Origin of the sequence: Mucilaginibacter ginkgonis, assembly GCF_009754905.2 — a bacterium.
GTDB classification, from domain to species: Bacteria; Bacteroidota; Bacteroidia; order Sphingobacteriales; family Sphingobacteriaceae; genus Mucilaginibacter; species Mucilaginibacter ginkgonis.
In genome coordinates this window covers 3379000-3398111 of sequence record NZ_CP066775.1, presented here as the reverse complement: position 1 = coordinate 3398111, position 19112 = coordinate 3379000, and the positions used below count along the sequence as shown (strand labels likewise).

Annotated in this window: 15 protein-coding genes; 8 read left to right on the top strand and 7 right to left on the bottom strand. The window is 45.9% G+C overall.

What is annotated here, in order from left to right; translation table 11 throughout:
- Positions 1–48: 48 nt before the first annotated feature.
- Positions 49–1575: a serine hydrolase gene (locus tag GO620_RS15740; RefSeq protein ID WP_157524713.1), complete on the top strand. Its 1527-nt coding sequence runs from the start codon at positions 49–51 to the stop codon at positions 1573–1575.
- Positions 1576–1937: 362 nt separating this feature from the next.
- Here the strand turns inward: GO620_RS15740 and GO620_RS15735 are convergent, their stop codons facing one another.
- The 7 genes from GO620_RS15735 to GO620_RS15705 form a co-directional block, all read right to left on the bottom strand.
- Positions 1938–2180 (bottom strand): hypothetical protein, encoded by a 243-nt coding sequence (locus tag GO620_RS15735; RefSeq protein ID WP_200230313.1) that lies wholly within the window; start codon positions 2178–2180, stop codon positions 1938–1940.
- 109 nt (positions 2181–2289) lie between these two features.
- Positions 2290–3591 carry an amidohydrolase gene (locus GO620_RS15730; protein WP_157524712.1) on the bottom strand — a complete coding sequence of 434 codons (1302 nt, stop codon included), beginning with the start codon at positions 3589–3591 and terminating at the stop codon, positions 2290–2292.
- Between the two features lie 52 nt (positions 3592–3643).
- Positions 3644–4759 (bottom strand): PepSY-associated TM helix domain-containing protein, encoded by a 1116-nt coding sequence (locus tag GO620_RS15725; protein ID WP_157524711.1) that lies wholly within the window; start codon positions 4757–4759, stop codon positions 3644–3646.
- A 9-nt stretch (positions 4760–4768) separates the two neighbouring features.
- Positions 4769–6928, bottom strand: a complete 2160-nt coding sequence (locus GO620_RS15720; RefSeq protein ID WP_157524710.1) for a TonB-dependent siderophore receptor — start codon at positions 6926–6928, stop codon at positions 4769–4771.
- 105 nt (positions 6929–7033) lie between these two features.
- Positions 7034–7417, bottom strand: a complete 384-nt coding sequence (locus GO620_RS15715; protein WP_244139425.1) for a hypothetical protein — start codon at positions 7415–7417, stop codon at positions 7034–7036.
- 103 nt (positions 7418–7520) lie between these two features.
- Positions 7521–9608 carry a prolyl oligopeptidase family serine peptidase gene (locus GO620_RS15710; RefSeq protein WP_394368563.1) on the bottom strand — a complete coding sequence of 696 codons (2088 nt, stop codon included), beginning with the start codon at positions 9606–9608 and terminating at the stop codon, positions 7521–7523.
- A 293-nt stretch (positions 9609–9901) separates the two neighbouring features.
- The gene (locus GO620_RS15705) at positions 9902–10330 is read right to left on the bottom strand and encodes an SRPBCC family protein (RefSeq protein WP_157524708.1); all 429 of its coding nucleotides are present in this window, start codon (positions 10328–10330) and stop codon (positions 9902–9904) included.
- A 102-nt stretch (positions 10331–10432) separates the two neighbouring features.
- Between GO620_RS15705 and GO620_RS15700 the strand changes: the two genes are divergently transcribed.
- From GO620_RS15700 to GO620_RS15670, 7 genes are all read left to right on the top strand, one after another.
- Positions 10433–11119, top strand: coding sequence for an HAD family hydrolase (locus GO620_RS15700; RefSeq protein ID WP_157524707.1), 687 nt, complete (start codon positions 10433–10435; stop codon positions 11117–11119).
- A gap of 580 nt (positions 11120–11699) precedes the next feature.
- A complete protein-coding gene (locus tag GO620_RS15695; RefSeq protein ID WP_157524706.1) occupies positions 11700–13265 on the top strand; it encodes a M20/M25/M40 family metallo-hydrolase in 1566 nt (521 codons plus the stop codon).
- Between the two features lie 180 nt (positions 13266–13445).
- Entirely contained in the window at positions 13446–14390 is a 945-nt protein-coding gene (locus GO620_RS15690) for a GLPGLI family protein (protein WP_157524705.1), read from the top strand.
- Entirely contained in the window at positions 14387–17059 is a 2673-nt protein-coding gene (locus tag GO620_RS15685) for a TonB-dependent receptor (protein ID WP_157524704.1), read from the top strand. The genes GO620_RS15690 and GO620_RS15685 overlap by 4 nt, the downstream gene beginning before the upstream one ends.
- 17 nt (positions 17060–17076) lie before the next feature.
- Positions 17077–17460, top strand: a complete 384-nt coding sequence (locus GO620_RS15680) for a ribosomal maturation YjgA family protein (protein ID WP_157524703.1) — start codon at positions 17077–17079, stop codon at positions 17458–17460.
- Positions 17461–17528: 68 nt separating this feature from the next.
- The gene (locus GO620_RS15675; protein ID WP_157524702.1) at positions 17529–18035 is read left to right on the top strand and encodes a GbsR/MarR family transcriptional regulator; all 507 of its coding nucleotides are present in this window, start codon (positions 17529–17531) and stop codon (positions 18033–18035) included.
- Positions 18036–18098: 63 nt separating this feature from the next.
- Complete coding sequence (locus GO620_RS15670; RefSeq protein WP_157524701.1) at positions 18099–19007, top strand: SRPBCC family protein; 909 nt, start codon at positions 18099–18101, stop codon at positions 19005–19007.
- Positions 19008–19112: the final 105 nt, after the last annotated feature.

Genomic DNA, 19112 nt, shown 5'->3' with positions numbered 1-19112 from the left:
TAAAAGAGATAACCGTTATAATTTGGAAGGATTTACTGCTAAATATAGATGAAAAAATTTGCTCTGCTTTTCCTGCTTTCATTTTTTGGTTTAGTTGCCGGTGCGCAAAATGCGAATCGCAGCAAGTTCGTTTCAGACAGCCTTGACAACTACATTAACCGTGCATTGACCAACTGGCGCATCCCTGGCGCAGCTGTTTGTATAGTTAAAGACGGGCGCATTGTAATGATGAAGGGTTATGGCATCAAAGAGTTAGGTGTGCCGACTAAGGTTGATCAGAACACGCTTTTTATGATCGGCAGTAACACAAAGGCTTTTACCGCCACCGCGCTTGCCACCCTGCAAGCCGACCGTAAATTATCCCTCGACGAAAAAGTGACCAAATACATTCCTGAGTTTAAACTGGCGGACCCCTTGTCGACTCAAATGATCACCGTACGCGACTTGCTTTGCCACCGATTGGGATTCCGCACCTTTCAGGGGGATTTTACCTACTGGACCAGTAGCCTCACACGAAACGAGGTGATGGAAAAAATGGACCATGTAAAGGCGCCCTACGCGTTCCGTACCAAATGGGGGTATACCAACGCCGCGTTTCTGACGGCAGGCGAGATCATTCCGCGGGTTACAGGTAAAACATGGGAACAATACATCCGCGAAAATATTTTTGTGCCCCTGGGCATGAGCAATACACTTGCCCTTAGCGCAGACTTGCCAAAGGCGATCAACAAGGCATCGGCACATACCATTACCGATGGCAGGCTGATAGCTATCCCATTCCCGCAATTGGATAACCTTGCCCCTGCGGGTGCTATCAGTTCTTCGGCACAAGACATGAGCAAGTGGGTGATGACTTTGCTGAATGATGGGAAAGTGGGCAGCCGTCAATTGATACCGGCGGATGCTATCGAAGCTACTCGCGTTCCGCAGGATGTGGTATCAAGCGGCAAGCGATTGACAGGGGAAAGCTTCTTCCAATTATATGGACTTGGCTGGTTTTTGCAGGATTACGAAGGCAAACGACTGGTGATGCATGACGGTGGTGTTAATGGGTTTGTCTCATCGGTAACCTTGGTGCCGGAGGACAAACTTGGCATCATTATCCTCACCAATTCAGACCAAAACGAATTGTATGAAGCCCTGCGCTGGGAAATTTTGGACGCTTATCTAAAACGGCCATACCAGGATTACAGCAACAAATATCTGGAAGGCTTTAAGGCAGACATGACTAAAGAACTGCAGCGGACCAATAAACTGCGCGATTCTGTGGCATTGAACTTAAAACCGTCTTTGCCGCTGCGCGAATATGCAGGCAAGTACACTAATGACCTTTATGGCAACATGACCATAACACAGGGCGAGAACAACGAATTAGAAATGCGCTTAGAACATCACCAGCGAATGTTTGTCAAACTGCAATCGCTGGGAGGCAACCGCTTCTACGCAACTTTCTCTGACCCCGAATTTGGCAAGGCTGTTTTCCCTTTCGAAGTACGTAACGGTAAAGTGGTTGGCGTACGCGTCAAAGTAGCCGACTTTATAGAGTACGGGCCATATGATTTTAAGAAATTGTAAGGTGATGTGCAGATGGGAAGATGTGCTCTTTCATTTGTCATTGCGGGGCACGAAGCAATCCCAGCATAAAATCATCACAAAAGATTGCCGCGTCGCTGCGCTCCTCGCAATGACAAGGTGGAAATTTGTCGTATAAGGTATTACGCGCATAATCCGGAAATATTGAAATTGCATCCTGAGCGCAGCGAAGGATCTTATGCGCTGGTGCTAATAGGTGGCCAATCCATTATTCCTTTTTAAGAACTTCTTTTCGCTACCACAAGCGTCCCTGCTTGTGGTAAATCGCGAGCAGTTTAGTGAAGGCAAAAGTTTAAAGCAAATATCTACATCATGATTAAATTCAATGTTACTTTCTTTGACCGTCAAAGAAAGTAACCAAAGAAACTCGCGGCTGCACCCTGTGCTACAATGGGTTTGCAGTTTTCAGGGCCTGTGATCGCCGCACAGACTGATGCCGCATTTTTCGGTGTTGTTAATTCAGTGCCAACAATTTCCGCGTTCGAAGCGTCAGCGCGCAGCTTCGGTGATAAATATTTTGCGCCACTGAGGGCTTGTGTGATGAGGGCCCGCAAAATATTTTGCAGGGCAAAGGCCTTGTGCGGCAAAAGAAGCCTTGCGCTGACTTGGCATTTTTGGTTCTTTTGTTGCTAAGACAAAAGAACGAAATAGACCAAGAAAAATGGTTCGTTAATATGCTATAATGAATTAGACTTATTACTTCCCTCCCATATAATCAATCGTCAAATCGCATAACGCTTTAACACCAAGAGTAAATCCGCTTTCATCGATATAAAAATCAGGAGTGTGGTGCGAAGGTGCCTTTAACGGGTCCTGGCCTTTAGGCATGCCGCCCAGGAAGAAGAAAAGCCCCGGCACCTTTTGCTCAAAAAAGCTAAAATCCTCTGCACCGGTCACCGCAGGGCGCAGCAACACGTTTTCTTTGCCTGCAACGGCCTGCAAAGTCGGCAGCATTTTATTGATCAGTTCGGGGTTGTTGTAGGTAACCGGGTAGTGGTTGCTGTAAGGGATCTTTACTTCGGCAACGGCGCCGTTGGCTTCAGCGGTTTTTGTTGCAATGCGTTTTACATTCTCTATCAGCATCTTTTCGTCCTGGTCACTCAGCGCGCGAATGGTACCAAGCATTTCCACCTTCTCCGGAATAATATTAGAGCGGTTGCCGCCATTGATAGCGCCAATGGTTACCACCGCGCCGTTCTCAGTTACATTAAGGTTACGGCTCACAATGGTTTGCAGGTTGTTGATGATCTGTGCCGATGTAACTATCGGGTCAATACTACTCCATGGATAGGCACCATGAGCCGAACGGCCTTTTACAATGATCTGCATATCGTTAACAGCAGCCATTGTGCCGCCCGGGCGGTAGCCTATCTTTCCTACTTCTGTCTGAGAATTGATGTGCAACCCAAAAATAACATCCACTTTGGGGTGCTCTAATGCGCCTTCCTTGATCATTAGCTCCGCGCCGCCCTGCTCACCCGCCGGCGGGCCTTCTTCTGCAGGTTGGAAGATAAACTTCACTGTACCATGCAAATCATTTTTCATGGACGACAGCACAGATGCCACACCCATTAATATAGCCACGTGGCTATCATGCCCGCAGGCCGCCATTACGCCAAATTCGTTGCCGTTATACATGGTGCGCACTTTAGACGCGAAGGGAAGGTTTACCCTTTCTGTAACCGGCAATCCGTCCATATCTGCACGAAGCGCCACAACCGGACCAGGTTTTCCGCCTTTTAATATTCCGATAACGCCTGTTTTAGCCACGCCGGTTTTCACCTCGATACCCAGAGATGTAAGGTGTTTGGCGATGATGTCAGCAGTACGTACTTCGTGGTTACCCAACTCCGGGTGTTCATGAAAGTCGCGCCGCCAAGCAATCACCTGCTTCTCCAGCTCGTTTGCTTTTTTGTTTACAACTGCTTGCAAAGCACCTGTTTGCGCAATCGCGCTTGCAGCGTGTAACGTGAATATCAGTAAGCAAAATTTCTTCATATCTATTAGTGGTTAGCTAACCCGTAAGATATGGATTAATTTGAAAATGCAATTATCCATTTACTTTTGTACGGTAACGCCTGCGTCGTTTTTTTAACCACAATAACGCGCCTGTAACAGACAGTATTCCCGGCAGTAATCCAAAGAATACGTACAACCAGCGCACGGCATTGCCGCCATAACTGCCTATGTGCAGGTTGTATATTTCCGTGTCTATCCGCTTGTCATAGTTCTGCTTATCAATGTCTATCACCTTTTTAAACGCACCCGTTTGCGGGTCGAATGTTACCGCGCTGGCCTTTCCTTTTAACAAGCAGAACCGGGTATCTGGCATTTGCCCCCGCACCAAAATCTCCTGGCCCGTGACGCATGGAATGTTTACCGCTATGGGCTTAAACCCGGGCGCGATCTGCAACGAACGCTTAACCAAATCATCTATATTAGCCTTTACCAAATGATTTGAATGCGGCTTTTGCAGCTGCCAGGTTTTGGCGGAGAAGTGTTCCTTATTCATCCAAAAACCGGTGATGAACAATATGGCCGTAGATATAATAGCCCAAACCCCGACGATGCGGTGCAGCGAAGATATTGCCGAGCCTGTATTCTTAAACCTCAGGCCCGCTCTGAACCTTAATGCATCCCAAAAGTGTTTTCGGTAAATAATAATACCTGTAACAAGCGAAAGCAGCATAACCAACCCTATCAAGGCGGTAAACAGCATACCGGGCATGCCTAATTGCAAACTGTAATGAAAAGAATATAACCATCTAAAAAACGACGGGCCTAAATTGCCGTAACTACCTTCGCTTAATACCTTTCCGGTATAAGGATCTACAAAAACGAAGTACAAATAATTGTCGGTAACATGCTGCTGATTTTTGTACAGCATAAACTCGTAAGTGTCATATTTATCGCTCGGAAAATCGTGCAGAACGATCTTTTTTAGGTTTGGATGTGTGCGTACCAACTGACGGTAAATGCTATCTGCCGATACGATAGTAGCTGAGGGCTGCACATGATGCAATTCCGGATTACAATAGCGGTCAAGGTCGGTGCGGAACATGAGCATACTGCCGGTTATGCCAAACAGCAGGAAAAATATTCCTGCTGTTATGCCCAGCCAGCCATGCCACTTAAAGGCCAGTTTGGTGATCTGTGATTTGGTCATGGCCAAAAGTTAAAAACTGTAACCAATACTTACCCTGTACTCACGCGGAGGGTATGGTACATAAGCATATAAACCTGTTGGATTAATAGCTACCGGCGTTATCCACGCACTGCCGTAATTAAGCCGGTTCAAAATATTGTTTACAATGCCATTTACTGAGAACCTGCTGTTAGACCAGCCGATGCCACCATCAAGCCTGAATATGGGCGCTATGTTCAACCCATTTTCCTGCGAATATCGCCCGGCCCTGCCTGTCTGCAATTGATAGCCTCCTGAAAGCGCAAACCCGCTAATTGATTTTAAAGGCAGCTTGTAGTTAAGCCAGGTATTTTGGATATGCTTAACACGATAAGGCGCAGGTAACCCGATAAGTGTGGCGTTGGCATCTTTAGAGATATAGGCATCGGTGTACGCGTAATTTATCACGCAGTCAAGCCCTTTTACGATCTCGCCCTTCAGGTCGAATTCTATACCTTTTGAGATCGTTTGCCCTATTTGCGATTGCAGATTAGTTGCCGGGTCCGTCACAATAATATTATTGCGCGTGATGCGATAAACCGATAACGTGGTATTCCACTTGCCATTTGCCCAATCCTTCTTTAACCCTGCTTCAAGGTCTTGCCCTCTTAATGGCGCAAAAAGTCCGCCGGTAGCGCTGATGCCGCTTTGCGGCGTAAAGGTTTTATCGAACAATGCATAGGCAGAGAAATTATTGGTGAGTGAATAATCGAGGCCGAGCCTTGGCGTGACAACCGTATTAGATACGCCTGTCACCGTTGGTATGGCTATGCTGCTTGTTGATGTAGTTAGGCGGGCAGCAATGGTAACGCGCAATCTGTCATCCAGCATATTCAGTTCGTCCTGCGCATATGCTGCGCCATATCGCACTGCCGACTTGTTGGTAGCAATGTCTGCAAGTTTTCCCTGCTTAACATTCGCGTCGAAAGGTATTCCGTAAACGGGGTTGTTTACGTCAAGCGGGTACAATGCCTGATTAGCGGTAGGGTCATTATAACCCGAGTAGGCCAGCAGGTTTTTGTTGTTGTAATCCAACCCGGCAAGTATTTTATGGGTGATGGCACCGGTTGCAAATTCACCATTCAGAAATGCTTGCGCGGCAAAAACACTAGTGTTGAACTTCTCGTAAGTGACCCGCCTTTGCAGCAGGTTTGGTGTCGCGGGCGTATACTTCGACACGAAAAAATAACTGCCGGTTAAGTTATCTGCCACGTATGTTGCCTTTGCCGTTAGCTGCCATTTGCTGTTAAAGCTATTGTGGTAAGTTAGGAATGCGTTGTTTTCAAATGCCTTTGTCGGCGTGTTGTTGGGGTCGGTTATACTAAAATCAGTTGGCAAAGATCCAAAGCCGTAAGGCGTAAATACCGTTAGCAGGTACTGCTTAAATTGCTGCTGAGTGTAAATATATTCAGCAGAAATATAGGAGTGCTCATCGATGTTATATTTCAACACCGGGTCGATAACAAGTTTATCATTGAAAGCAAACTTTTGAAACGACTTAGCCTTTTGGCCTGTTACATTCAGGCGGTATTGCCATTTTTTATCGTCGTTTAGGTTATCGTCCAAATCCACAGAAAGCCTGTACAGGTTAAAGCTTCCTGCAGTGAAGTTAATATGGTTATTATTTGTGCCGGTGGGTTGTTTGGTCACCAGGTTAAAAGATCCTGCGGGGTCACCAATGGCGTTTACATACCCGGCCGGGCCTTTTATGAATTCCATTCGGTCTATGATCGAGGCGTCTTCGGGCGTTGGGCCATAATAGATCATAGATACATCCATGCCGTTGCGCAAGGTGTTCACGGCAGCGCCACGCATAAATATGAATGGGTTGTAAAAATCGGCGGTGTTGTTACGCATGGCGCCGCTCACGTTGCGGGTAATGCTTTCGCTGATGTTGATGGCCTGCTGATCGGTCAGCACATCCTTGTCAACTTCCTGGATATTCTGCGGAAGTTTGAGCAGCGGCGTTGTCAGCTTAAGTGTATTTGACGACCGATCTATCTTATAGGTTTTGTAATAGCGCGTGGTAACCGTAACTTCTTTGAGATTATGGTTTGTAGAATCTTTTTTAGTTGTGTCCCGTTTGGTCGACTGCGCTAAAAGAATATTAAAAAAGAATACTAATGGTATGGTAGATAAATATTTGTACATAATGAGATAGTATCCCGCGAAGCGGAAATAATAATAAAGCAAACGGCTTTAGCCGATGCAAATAACAGATGGATTTGATTGACCCTTAAGCCGGATGGCTTAGAATTACGCTATCGCCTTTGGCGGACGGAAGATACTATCGAGGTAATGGTTGGTATACAGATAAGTATAAGCGGCAAAGTGTTGATGCGCTTGGCTTATAATTTTTGGCTGAATAAATCCAATGATTATTGGCTGCTGGAAAAACGAAACCTCTAAGCGGTTAAGATTATCTTTTGCCGATTGCTTGCGGTCTTCTTCTTCGGCTTGCTTAATTTTTTTGATGAAATAGCAGCGACCGTTGCAATGCAGCCATGGCCTGTTTTTATTGATACACAGTTTTTCTGCTATGTACTTTTGGTTTAGCTCGAAACCTGCATATACAAAGTACCGCGAAAAATTGCCGCCGATAAGCGACAGCAGTACGATGATAGCGATGAGCTTTTTCACGCCGTAAAGGTATGGTTCAAAGAAGCAGGAATCAAGATGCAAGAAACAAGATAAATTAAATCTGTCTCTTGGTTCTTGGCTCTTGGTTCTTGGCTCTAAATAGCTACCACTTCACGCCCATGTTTTCGAACATAAACGCCCACTTGTCTGCCTGCTGGTTGATCACCTGCTGGGTAGACTGTCCTGCGCCGTGCCCTGCATTAGTTTCAATGCGGATAAGTACCGGTGCCGGGCCTCTTTGCATTTCCTGCAAACGGGCAGCAAATTTGAACGAGTGCGCCGGAACTACGCGATCGTCGTGGTCTGCGGTGGTGACCATAGTGGCCGGGTAATTAGCAGGTTTTATATTATGGTACGGCGAGTAGTGATACAGGTAGTTAAACATTTCTGCATTATCTTCGGCGGTGCCATAATCATAAGCCCAACCGGCACCTGCAGTGAATTTATTATAGCGCAGCATGTCCATTACACCAACCGCGGGGAAGGCAACCTTGCACAGGTCGGGGCGCTGGGTCATAGTAGCGCCTATGAGCAAGCCACCATTACTGCCGCCCGAAATCGCCAGGTAATCTTTAGAGGTGTATTTATTTTTGATGAGGTATTCTGCAGCGGCAATAAAGTCGTCAAACACATTTTGCTTTTTAAGTTTGATGCCTGCACGGTGCCAGGTTTCGCCGTACTCGCCGCCGCCGCGAAGGTTTGGCACGGCATAGATGCCTCCATGCTCTAACAGCACAATGTTACTGGTACTGAATGCGGGGGTAAGGCTTACGCCAAAACCACCGTAAGCATACAGCATGGTTGGGTTATGGCCGTTCATTACCGTACCTTTTTTATACGTGATCACCATCGGGATGCTGGTGCCATCTTTTGATTTATAGAATACCTGTTTAGATTCATACAGCGTTGGATCGAACTTTACATCTGGTTTTTTAAATACTGTAGATGCGCCGGTAGTAATGTCGTATTTGAAAATGGTTGGCGGGTAAACGTAGTTGGTAAAGGTGTAGTACATTTCCTTTTCATCCTTTTTTGAACCGAAGCCGCTTGCGGTACCTACTGCCGGCAGCGCAATGTTATGTTCCAACTTACCGTTCATGTCGTACTGCTGCACCAGCGAGGTTGCATCCTGCAGGTATTCGGCAAAGATCTTTCCGCCACCGGTACTTACGCTCAATGCATTTTTGGTTTGGGGGATCAGGTCTTTCCAGTTGTTAGGTTTTGGGTTGGCAAAATCTACAGTTACCACGCGGTGATTGGGTGCGTACAAATTGGTGTAGATATACAGCTTGCTGCCCACATTGTCTATCACGTTATGTTCATTGTCGAAGTTATTTACCACGGTGACAATAGCACTGTTGGGCTGGCTCAGGTCCTGAACGTACAGTTCATTACCCGTTGTGCTGTTGGCAGCTGTGATCACCAGAAAGCGTTCATCTTCGGTTAAATAGGCGCCAATATACCGGCGCTGGGTTTGCTTCCCGCCGAAGATCAGTTTATCTGTACTTTGCGATGTGCCCAGTTTATGGTAATACAATTTATGATATTGGGTCATGCCGCTTAGCTGGCTGCCTTCTTTTGGTTTGTCATAACTGCTGTAGTAAAAGCCATCATTTCCTTTCCAGGCAATGCCGCTGAATTTTACATTGCGCAGGGTATCTCCAACCTGTGTAATGTCTTTTGTATTGAGCACTATTACTTTGCGCCAGTCGCTGCCGCCTTCTGATATCTGGTAGGCCGACAGGCTGCCATCCTTGCTGAAGTCGAGGCCTTGCAGTGAGGTAGTACCATCCTTTGAAAATTTGTTGGGGTCGAGAAAAACCTCAGGCGCGCCGCCGTTTTTTTGACGATAAACCACACTCTGGCTTTGCAGCCCGCTATTGCGCGAGTAGTAGGTCCACTCGCCTTGTTTACTTGGCGCGCTGAACTTCTCGTAGTTGAGCAGCACTTCCAGGCGCTGGCGAATGGCATTGCGGAACGGGATCTGATCCAGGTAAGCGTGCGTCACCTTGTTCTCTGCCTGCACCCAGGCTTTGGTATCTTCGGCGCGGTCATTTTCTAACCAGCGGTATGGGTCGGGCACGGTAGTGCCGAAATACGTATTCACGGTATCCACTTTACGGGTTACCGGGTAAGGCAAAGTTTTGATCATGTTTTGGGCGAAGGCGCTGCTGCCGATGATAGCCAACATAGGTAAACAAAGCAGGTTTTTGGCGTTCATGGTTTGTTTGATTAATTGTGAAAGCGGCGGTAATTTAGAAAAAATACTGACATGATGCTTCGGGTGTAACATGTGACAGTTTCTCTACAAATACTGACTTATTAGTATCTGACAAGGACTTGTCAGGGCTGCAAACGCCTCATTTTCAACCATGCACAATGGTGTCAGTGTTTCAGATTCGCCATTTTTTCTCGAAAACTGTCACACATTGTCACAGGGTGTGACAGTAGTAAATTGGTGGAAGTGGGGAAATAAACGTTATCTTACCCCGCCTTCTCCAAAAAGTCCGGTAGTGATTTACCGACGATATAGTTCCAGCCTTGCGAAAAGCTTTCGCGGGCAAAGTCTTTTTCTTTAGGGAAGGTTTCCAAACCGGTATGTATCAGTTTTACGCGCGTAGCCTTGCCGTATGGCGTGAGCAGCCAGCTTACTATCGAATAGCCGGAATATCCGTCGTAGGTCCATGTATGGCTTAGCTTAGCGCCGCGTTCAACTTCCAGCACTTCGCATTTGTGCAGGTAGGTTTTGTCTTCAGAACCGCCGGTGAACTCAAACTTATAACCAACCTCGGGCTTAAATTCGGCCAGGTCAAAATACCACTGCTTCATTTCATCCTTATCGGTAATGGCTTCCCAAACTTTATCTGCCGGGGCGTCCATAGTATGCTCAATAACAAAAGGTTGTGCTTCCATAAGGCTAAGCTACCTTATAGCTGCCACGTTAAAAAACCGAAAGTAAATTTTATATCACAGGCACTATGCAAAACGGCTTATTAGTATACTTGCAGCGTGGAAATGAAACACATAAAAGTGGTGGCGTTCGACGCCGACGATACGCTTTGGGTTAATGAGCCATACTTCCGTAAAACTGAGGAAGCATTTTACAAACTGCTGGAAGGTTACGCCTCGCTGCATGACATGGAGCGCGAACTGCTGAAGACCGAGCTGGATAATATCCCGCTGTATGGTTACGGGGTAAAGGGCTTTGTGCTATCCATGATAGAAGCGGCCATGCGCATTACCAACGGGACGCTTACCCAGGAAACCATTGCGCAGATCATTGTACTGGGCAAAGCCATGCTTAACGAGCCGATCGAGTTACTGGATGGCGTTGAAGATGTGCTGAAGAACCTGCAAGGCAGGTACAAGCTGGTTGTGGCCACCAAAGGTGACCTGCTCGACCAGGAACGTAAGCTGCGCAAGTCTGACCTTACCAAATATTTTCACCATGTAGAGATCATGTCGGAAAAGGATGATGCCAATTATTTGAAACTGATCAGACATCTGGATATTCAGCCGCAGGAACTGCTGATGGTGGGTAATTCCCTGAAGTCGGACGTGCTGCCCGTGCTCAACGTTGGCGGTTATGCCATTCACGTGCCTTACCACATTACCTGGGTGCATGAGACGATTAATCACACGGTGGAAAATAAAAGGCTTGCAACGGTTGAAAGTATCGGTGAAGTGCTGAAGTTTTTGTAAGCCCATTAGATCGTCATTGCGATACGCTGCAAGCGGAGAAGCAATCCCCGACCTACAGGGCCGGTTTGCTGTATTTAGATTGCCACGCAGATTGGATCAATAGATGCTCATAATCGGATACTACTTGCGCACATTGACCCCTCCCTAACCCTCCCCAAAGGGGATGGAACTAAAAACTGCCTGGCTTATTTGTTTAAAACGGTTTGGGAAGCGGTTGGCCTGCGTTAGGGATAGCAGTGAAAACCCCGCAAGCCGCAGAGCGGCTGAGGAGTTGCAACGAATAGCCCGATTGCGCAGCGGGAACGCCCAAAATCTTCAGCTAGTACAACAATTCTAATTTTAAGGTCTATAGTTTTTGTTGAAGAGTGTATACGTAAAGAGATCACACCACCCTATAACTTATTTAGCGCATAATCCCGATAGCTATTGGGATTCGCTCTGCTCCTGAATGACATTTATTTTTTTGCTCATAATTGCAACCATCTCTCCCCGGCAAATTTGTAACACATTTGTTAGCGCTGTCCCTAAATTATTGACAGCTAATTTGATATGTTTGTTTTCGCACATTAACTAACTTAACATGAAGAGAAATCTACTTTTAACAGCGCTCTTAGCAGCTTCGGTATTTACCGGCGCTTACGCGCAAGAGGCTGTAGACCAGGATATGGTCAACAAGATCCGCGAAGAAGGCTTAAACCATTCGCAGGTAATGAACACGGCTTTTTACCTAACGGATGTATCAGGTCCGCGGTTATCAGGTTCGCCGGAGCTGCGCCACGCGCAGGAATGGGCAATGGGCCAGTTGAAAACCTGGGGCATGAGCAATGTGGCCTTAGAGCCCTGGGGAAAATTTGGTAAGGGCTGGGACGTTCAGAAAAACTATGCTGCCATTACCGTTCCGTATTACCATGCTATAATCGCTATCCCTAAAGCATGGACACCGTCTACCAACGGCCCTATTAAAACTGACGTGGTTTTGTTGAAGGTTGATACCGTTACAGACCTTGACCAATACAAAGGCAAGCTGAAAGGCAAGATAGTGATCATGGATACCAAGACCACTTTGGCCCAGGGCTTAAAACCCGATCTGACCCGTTATACCGACGAGGAACTGGATAAAATGGCGAAAGCTGGTCCGGAGCAGCCACGCGGCCCGCGCCCGGGTAATGCAAATAATTTTATTGAGACCCGCCGCCGTATGATGGCTATGCGCACAGCCGTGTCGACTTTCCTGATGGACGAAGGTGCAGCACTGATACTTAGCCAGGCCCGCGGGACAGACGGCACGGTGTTCACTACGAACGGTGCATCTTATGCAGAGGATGCAAAACCTGTTCTTCCTGAATTGGAAACCAGCGGCGAAGATTACCTGCGCATTGTGCGTTTGCTAAAAGGCGGCATCAGCGTACAAATGGAAGCCGATATCCAAACTAAGTTTTATACAGACGACCTGCAAGGTTATGACGTAGTAGCTGAAATACCGGGTACAGATAAAAAACTGAAAGACCAGTTGGTAATGCTTGGCGGCCACTTTGATTCTTGGCATGGCGGAACCGGCGCGACTGATAACGCAGCAGGCAGCGCAGTAATGATGGAGGCTTTGCGTATTTTAAAAACAATTGGTTTTAAACCAAAACGTACCATCCGTTTAGCATTATGGACTTCAGAAGAGCAGGGTTTATTCGGGTCACGCAACTATGTGTTAAACCACTTTGGCGATCCAAAAACCATGACTTTGAAGCCCGAGCAGGCAAAAGTTTCGGCATATTATAACCTGGATAACGGTACCGGAAAGATTCGCGGCATTTACCTACAGGGCAACCAGGCGGCCGGACCGATATTTCAAAGCTGGCTGGCTCCGTTTAAAGACTTAGGCGCAAGCACGGTAACCATCGGCAACACAGGCGGCACGGACCATTTGTCTTTCGACGCGGTTGGCATCCCCGGCTTCCAGTTTATCCAGGAGCCTATGGATTACAACACCCGTACACACCACAGCAACCAGGATACTTATGACCGTTTAAGCGCCGACGATCTGAAACAGGCAGCAACTATAATTGCTTCGTTTGTTTATAATACATCGCAGCGCACAGATATGATACCCCGAAAAGAGTTACCTAAACCGCCACCGGCAGCAGGTAATTAAACCAGAATAACAATCGAGAAACCCGGCATAGTCCGGGTTTTTTTATGCCCTTAACTTTCGCGAGGCGAGCCGCTGCGAATGTTAAATTTTGTTAAGGAATGTTAAAGCGCTTTGTTTAACTAAACCATTAGTTATATTTGGTTTCAACTTAATTTATTTGAAACCAATTAATTATCACTAATGAAAAAACTCAACCTAATTTTTGCGGCACTATCTTTAGCCGGCACCGCATTGGCACAAAAGCCTGAAATGGCCCAGGCAATAGTACATTATAACTTTACACATGTAAGGGACACTACCAACCGCGAACATCCTTATACAGAAAAGATGACGCTCTTTTTAGGCCCTACGGCAAGTGTGTACAGAAGTTACGACAGAAAATTGCAAGACGCCATGATGCGCCAGCAAGCCGCAGAACAAATGGCGGCACAAAAAGGCAGCGGGCAGGTTACCTTAAAACTTACCGGCAACCGGCCGACTACCCGCGCGGAAATATTCCAATTCCCGACAGTGCATAAAATGTACCGAAAAGAACAATTGTTGGCCACCATGTACCTGATAGAGGATCAACTACCGATTATTAACTGGAAGATAAGCGCTGACACTACCTCATTCGGTACGCTGCATTGCCAAAAAGCAACAGGCCATTTAGGCGGGCGTGATTATACGGCTTGGTTTTGCCCCGATCTGCCGTATCATACCGGCCCGTGGAAATTAAGTGGCCTGCCCGGACTTATCGTGGAAGCGTATGACGCAAAAAAGGATGTAATATTTAAGTTCGATGGCATGGAAGAGGCGAAAGCAACGCCGGTAACTGAAACTACTACAAGCGCCAACCCCGACCAGATAAAACTAATCGGAAGCGATAGTAACAAAGACCCTAATCTGATCGCGCTGCCCGCCGACGCCGCTAAGACCACAGACAAGGAGTATACCAAATTGCAGGAAGCGATGCGTAAAGACCCCCAGGCATTTATGGGCAGTATGGGCGGCGGTATGCGTATGATGCCGCAGGGTGGCGCACCATCTTCACCCTCACCCGGCATGCCTCAATCTGTAAATATAATATCGGCGCCGCGAACTGCTGCTACAAACAATCCGTTAGAATTACCCGAGAAGAAATGACCTGCATCATAAAACATCTTGCTGTACTCATTTTTTGGGTGCTGATGGGGATGGTTTGCCATGCGCAAACTGTTAAAGGCACTGTGCAGGATAGCTTGGGCAAACCTGTACCCTACGCCACCATCAGCCTTAAAAATACGGGTAACCTCATCCTTTCTTACACCACAACTACAGAGAAGGGGAATTTTGAAATATCCGTTCCGAAGGGTGCAGACAGAACAGGTTTGCGTTTAGAGGTAACATCTGTCGGCTTCAAAAAAGAAACCAGGCAGGTGCAGGACCTTTCGATCGCCTATAACTTTAAGTTGGCTGCAGCCATTCACCAGCTGCAAACAGTCACCATAAAAGACAAGAACCCAAGGCTGCGTGTAAGCGGTGATACATTGAGTTACAAGGTGTCTGACTTTACCAACCCCCAAGACCGCGTAATCGGCGATGTCATCAAAAAACTGCCGGGAATAGACGTTGATAAGAACGGCAAGATAAGCTATAATGGTAAGGCTATATCAAACCTGTACATTGGCGGCGATAACCTGCTTGATGATAAGTATAACATCGCCACCAGCAGCATCCCGCATGGTGTGGTAGACCAGGTGCAGGTAATGCAAAACCACCAGCCTATAAAAATGCTGCAGAATAAAGTGGTGAGCGACGATGTCGCACTAAACCTTACCATAAAAAAAGAAGCCAAAATGCAGGTGGTCGGTCAGGAAACCATAGGCGCGGGGCTGCCCGGTAATTACTATGCAGACCTTAATGCCATGGCTTTTAAAGACAAGTATAAAGCCATCAATTATTTTAAGGGTAACAACGTGGGTATCGATGTAAGCAACGATCTGATCGCCCATAACCAGGAGGCTTTCATGTCGAGGTTAGATAATGACAGGCCTGGAACAATTTTGTCTTTAGGCACCGCCGGGGATCCCGACCTGCCGCGAAGCCGTTACCTGCTCAACCGTTCGGGTTTGCTTAATCTCAATAACCTTGTCACCATTAAAAAAGAAGTGCAGCTGCGCGCAAATATTTCTTATTTCCGCGACAGTCAGCGGCAGGATTATCGCAAGCTGAGCGAGATCTATTTGCCAAATGATACGGTGCGGTATTCGGAAACTCAGGTTAATAAAAACCGGCCAGACATTTTGCACGCGCAGTTTATGCTGAACATGAACAAGAGCAAATATTATCTTAATGATAACTTCTCTGCCGATTATAGTCATTACAAAGGCTACTCGTCGCTGGTGAGCAACGGCATACCCGTGAACCAGGTACTGAGCGATAACCTAACCAATTTTAGCAATGAGTTTGACTACCGGCAAACCTTAAAGGGCAATACCATTGTAAATCTGTACAGCTACATTAACCACTCCACGGAACCGGAAAACCGCGTCATCGACCCCAACCTTAACCCTTCGGTCTTTAATAACAATATTGCCTATAATCAGCTTACCCAAACGGCCAATATCCCAACCTGGTTCAGCAATAATTATCTATCCTTAGCCATTCCGCGCGATTGGGTAACGCAGACCTATAAAGCGGGAATAACATCACAAAGCCAACAATTAAACTCGGCACTCTCTGTTACGCAGTTAAATAACTCAGTGAACCTGCTGTCAGACAGTGCATTGAACCATTTAAACTGGTCGAGGCAAAAATTTTACACTGAAGCGGTTTATGACTTCCCCGGTACGAAACTTAAAGCCAATATTACACTGCCGCTTAGCCTGCAAAACACCAGCTACAATGACAGCTTTTACAATTTGGATGAACGGCTGACAAGGCTGTACTTCAGCCCGACCTTGTTTGTGAAGTACATGACCGGGATTGAAAATTTTGTTACGGCAAATTATTCGCTTCGTAATAATATCGGCAATATCCAGGACGTGTACCGGGGTTACATACTCACCAATTACCGCAGCCTGTATGCCAACAACGCCGATCTGAGCGAAAGGCAAACCCAAAACGCGTCTGTAGGGTTTAACTATCGCAAGGCTATTGTACTTTTTTTCTTTAGTCTTAACGCGGGTTATACACATGTTAATATCAACAATATCGCCTCGAGCGTTATCACCAATAATATCACCCGGCGCATTGTGCTGCCGTTTGATAACAACATCAACAGCTGGAATTTTAGCGGCAATATCAGCAAATATGATTTCGGGTTGAAAACTACATTCAGCGCCGCGGCAAGTTATCAAACCACAAAGCTCAACCAAATTCTCAACAGTCAGATCTTGCCCTACACAACCAGGTCAACGCTGCTGTCCTTCGGTGCCGACACCCGCATCAGCCCGAAGGTGAACACGTCGTATCATGCCGATTATCTGATCACAGAAAGTAATTCTTCGGCAGTGGCGGGCAGCAACAAATTTCAGCGGCTTACGCAAAGGGCGTCAGTAAACTACAACCCAACGAATAACTTATTTTTATCGCTTTCCGGCGACTATTATTATACCCATCAACCGGGCGCGAATGATCTGAAGTATCCGTTCGCAGATGCCAGTCTGCGCTATCACTTCCTGAAAACTAAGCTCGATCTGGAAGTAACCGCGCAAAACCTCCTCAATACGCAAAACTACACGGCCGTTTATCTGTCGGCCAACGTATATTCGGCAAGCACTTATACCATACCCGGAAGAATCTTGTTAGCTAAAGTGCTGTTCAATCTTTAAACTGATCGACTGAGACTATGATGTTTCGATTTAACCTCAAATATTTCCTCTGGACTGTAGCGCTCTTCCTTACCGAGGTGGCTATCGCGCTTTACATACACGACGCGTTTATCAGGCCTTACTTCGGCGATTTCCTTGTGGTAGTATTGATCTTTTGCTTTGTAAGATCGTTCTTTAAAACACGGCTCGTGCCAACACTCATCGGCGTTTTATTATTTGCCTATCTTATTGAAACAGCCCAATACTTTCATATTGTAAATGCGCTTGGCCTGCAGGGAAACCGGCTTGCAGAAACCGTTATCGGCACCGGGTTCTCATGGGTAGATATGCTGATGTATACGCTTGGGGGGATGTTTCTTAAGGTGATCAACGTTAATGATAAGAACCATTTGCCCGCCTAAAAACCCTTATTTATAAATTTAATTTTCAATATTTTTTGAAAGTTCAATTTTGATAATTAGGTTTATACATGGATCTGCCAGAAGCGAAACATAAATTTATAGAGGCCTGGGGTAAGCTAGGCTCTGAATGGGGCATTAACCGCACCATGGCACAAGTACATGCTTTACTATTGATAACACCCGGCGAATTATCTACAGAAGGAGTAATGGCCGAACTAAGTATATCTCGCGGTAACGCTAATATGACTCTTAGGAATTTGATCGGCTGGGGACTGGTAGAGAAAAGACTGCGTCCGGGGGAACGTAAAGAGTATTTTTGTTCGGATAAAGACACCTGGACAATTGCCCGCCAGGTTGCTAAAGAACGCCGAAAACGTGAGCTTGACCCTGTTCTTAAAATATTAGGAGAGTTAAGTACACTTAAAGGGGACAATAAGGACCCTGTATTTAAAACCTTTCATAAATCTGTGACTGACATTAACAATCTTGCTAAAAACGTCGATAAAACTCTAGATATAATGCTAAAGGCAGAAGAGAGTTGGTTTTGGGGCTCAATTGTAAAAGTTTTTAAATAACTTTTTTAATGATGTCTTTCAAGAATTACTGAAAGTTTAATATTTACCTAACATCTTTATTACATGCAAGTTTTAAATTCAAGAGCAGACGGTTATGTTTTCGCTAACCTTTTTGCAGTGGTGGTGATCAGCATAACAAAACATTTTATGCCACCCTACATAAATGGTGTCCTTATCTTTTCAGAGTTTATTATCATTCCGTTGGTCATGGGGATTATAAGCTCGTGGTTTTGGCGTGATCTTAATTTATCCAGCCGTCAATTATTGATGTCCGGCTTTTACAACACACTACTAGCTATTGCCTTTAGTGCCATGTTTTTAGGCGAAGGAGTTATTTGTCTAATTATCGTGTCACCGTTAATATGGGTTTGCATAAGTGCCGGCACTTTCGCGGGGCGTTATATGTTTAAGAGGGACAACAATAATTTGAATTTCAGCATACTATCGCTGCTGCTTTTCATTTATATGATGGATGTGCGTTCAACGCATGACTACCAAAACGAGGTTTCCGACGCAATGGTTATAAACGCACCTGTGAGCGAAGTTTGGTCGCATGTTGTCGCATTCAAACGTATCAATAAGGAGAATAATTTTTGGCTATTTAAGGTTGGGATGCCAAGTCCGGTTCAATCAACTGTTGACGGGTATTACCTCGGCGCAAAACGCAAATGTATTTTTAGCAATGGTTACACTTTCGATGAAAAAATTTCGACGTTTGAGATTAACAGAAAACTTACCTTCGATGTAACGCACCAACCCCGTGATCCCGAAATAATGGGCCATATAGACATATTACGTGGCCAATTTTTGTTAAAGGACAACGGCGACAACACCACAACACTTATTGGCAACAGTTGGTACAAGCTATACGTCTTCCCTGTTTGGTATTATGATATTTGGGCAAAAAGCATTACGCGCAATGTGCATTTACGCGTAATGGAACATATAAAAGAACTAAGCGAAGCAAAGTAAATGTTCAATTTTATAGTTCGGCATCTTGGTTTCCTAAAAATCTTTCCTGGCTTAGCCATCCTTTTTGATAACTGGCTAAAGATATATACATTAATAACGCAGCCA

Bases quoted from the DNA above. Each gene is read 5' to 3' on its own strand.
- GO620_RS15740 (WP_157524713.1), top strand. From the start codon at position 49: ATGAAAAAATTTGCTCTGCTTTTCCTGCTTTCATTTTTTGGTTTAGTT.
- GO620_RS15670 (WP_157524701.1), top strand. From the start codon at position 18,099: ATGCAAGTTTTAAATTCAAGAGCAGACGGTTATGTTTTCGCTAACCTT.
- GO620_RS15695 (WP_157524706.1), top strand. From the start codon at position 11,700: ATGAAGAGAAATCTACTTTTAACAGCGCTCTTAGCAGCTTCGGTATTT.
- GO620_RS15685 (WP_157524704.1), top strand. From the start codon at position 14,387: ATGACCTGCATCATAAAACATCTTGCTGTACTCATTTTTTGGGTGCTG.
- GO620_RS15680 (WP_157524703.1), top strand. From the start codon at position 17,077: ATGATGTTTCGATTTAACCTCAAATATTTCCTCTGGACTGTAGCGCTC.
- GO620_RS15675 (WP_157524702.1), top strand. From the start codon at position 17,529: ATGGATCTGCCAGAAGCGAAACATAAATTTATAGAGGCCTGGGGTAAG.
- GO620_RS15690 (WP_157524705.1), top strand. From the start codon at position 13,446: ATGAAAAAACTCAACCTAATTTTTGCGGCACTATCTTTAGCCGGCACC.
- GO620_RS15730 (WP_157524712.1), bottom strand. From the start codon at position 3,591: ATGAAGAAATTTTGCTTACTGATATTCACGTTACACGCTGCAAGCGCG.
- GO620_RS15720 (WP_157524710.1), bottom strand. From the start codon at position 6,928: ATGTACAAATATTTATCTACCATACCATTAGTATTCTTTTTTAATATT.
- GO620_RS15705 (WP_157524708.1), bottom strand. From the start codon at position 10,330: ATGGAAGCACAACCTTTTGTTATTGAGCATACTATGGACGCCCCGGCA.
- GO620_RS15700 (WP_157524707.1), top strand. From the start codon at position 10,433: ATGAAACACATAAAAGTGGTGGCGTTCGACGCCGACGATACGCTTTGG.
- GO620_RS15725 (WP_157524711.1), bottom strand. From the start codon at position 4,759: ATGACCAAATCACAGATCACCAAACTGGCCTTTAAGTGGCATGGCTGG.
- GO620_RS15710 (WP_394368563.1), bottom strand. From the start codon at position 9,608: ATGTTGGCTATCATCGGCAGCAGCGCCTTCGCCCAAAACATGATCAAA.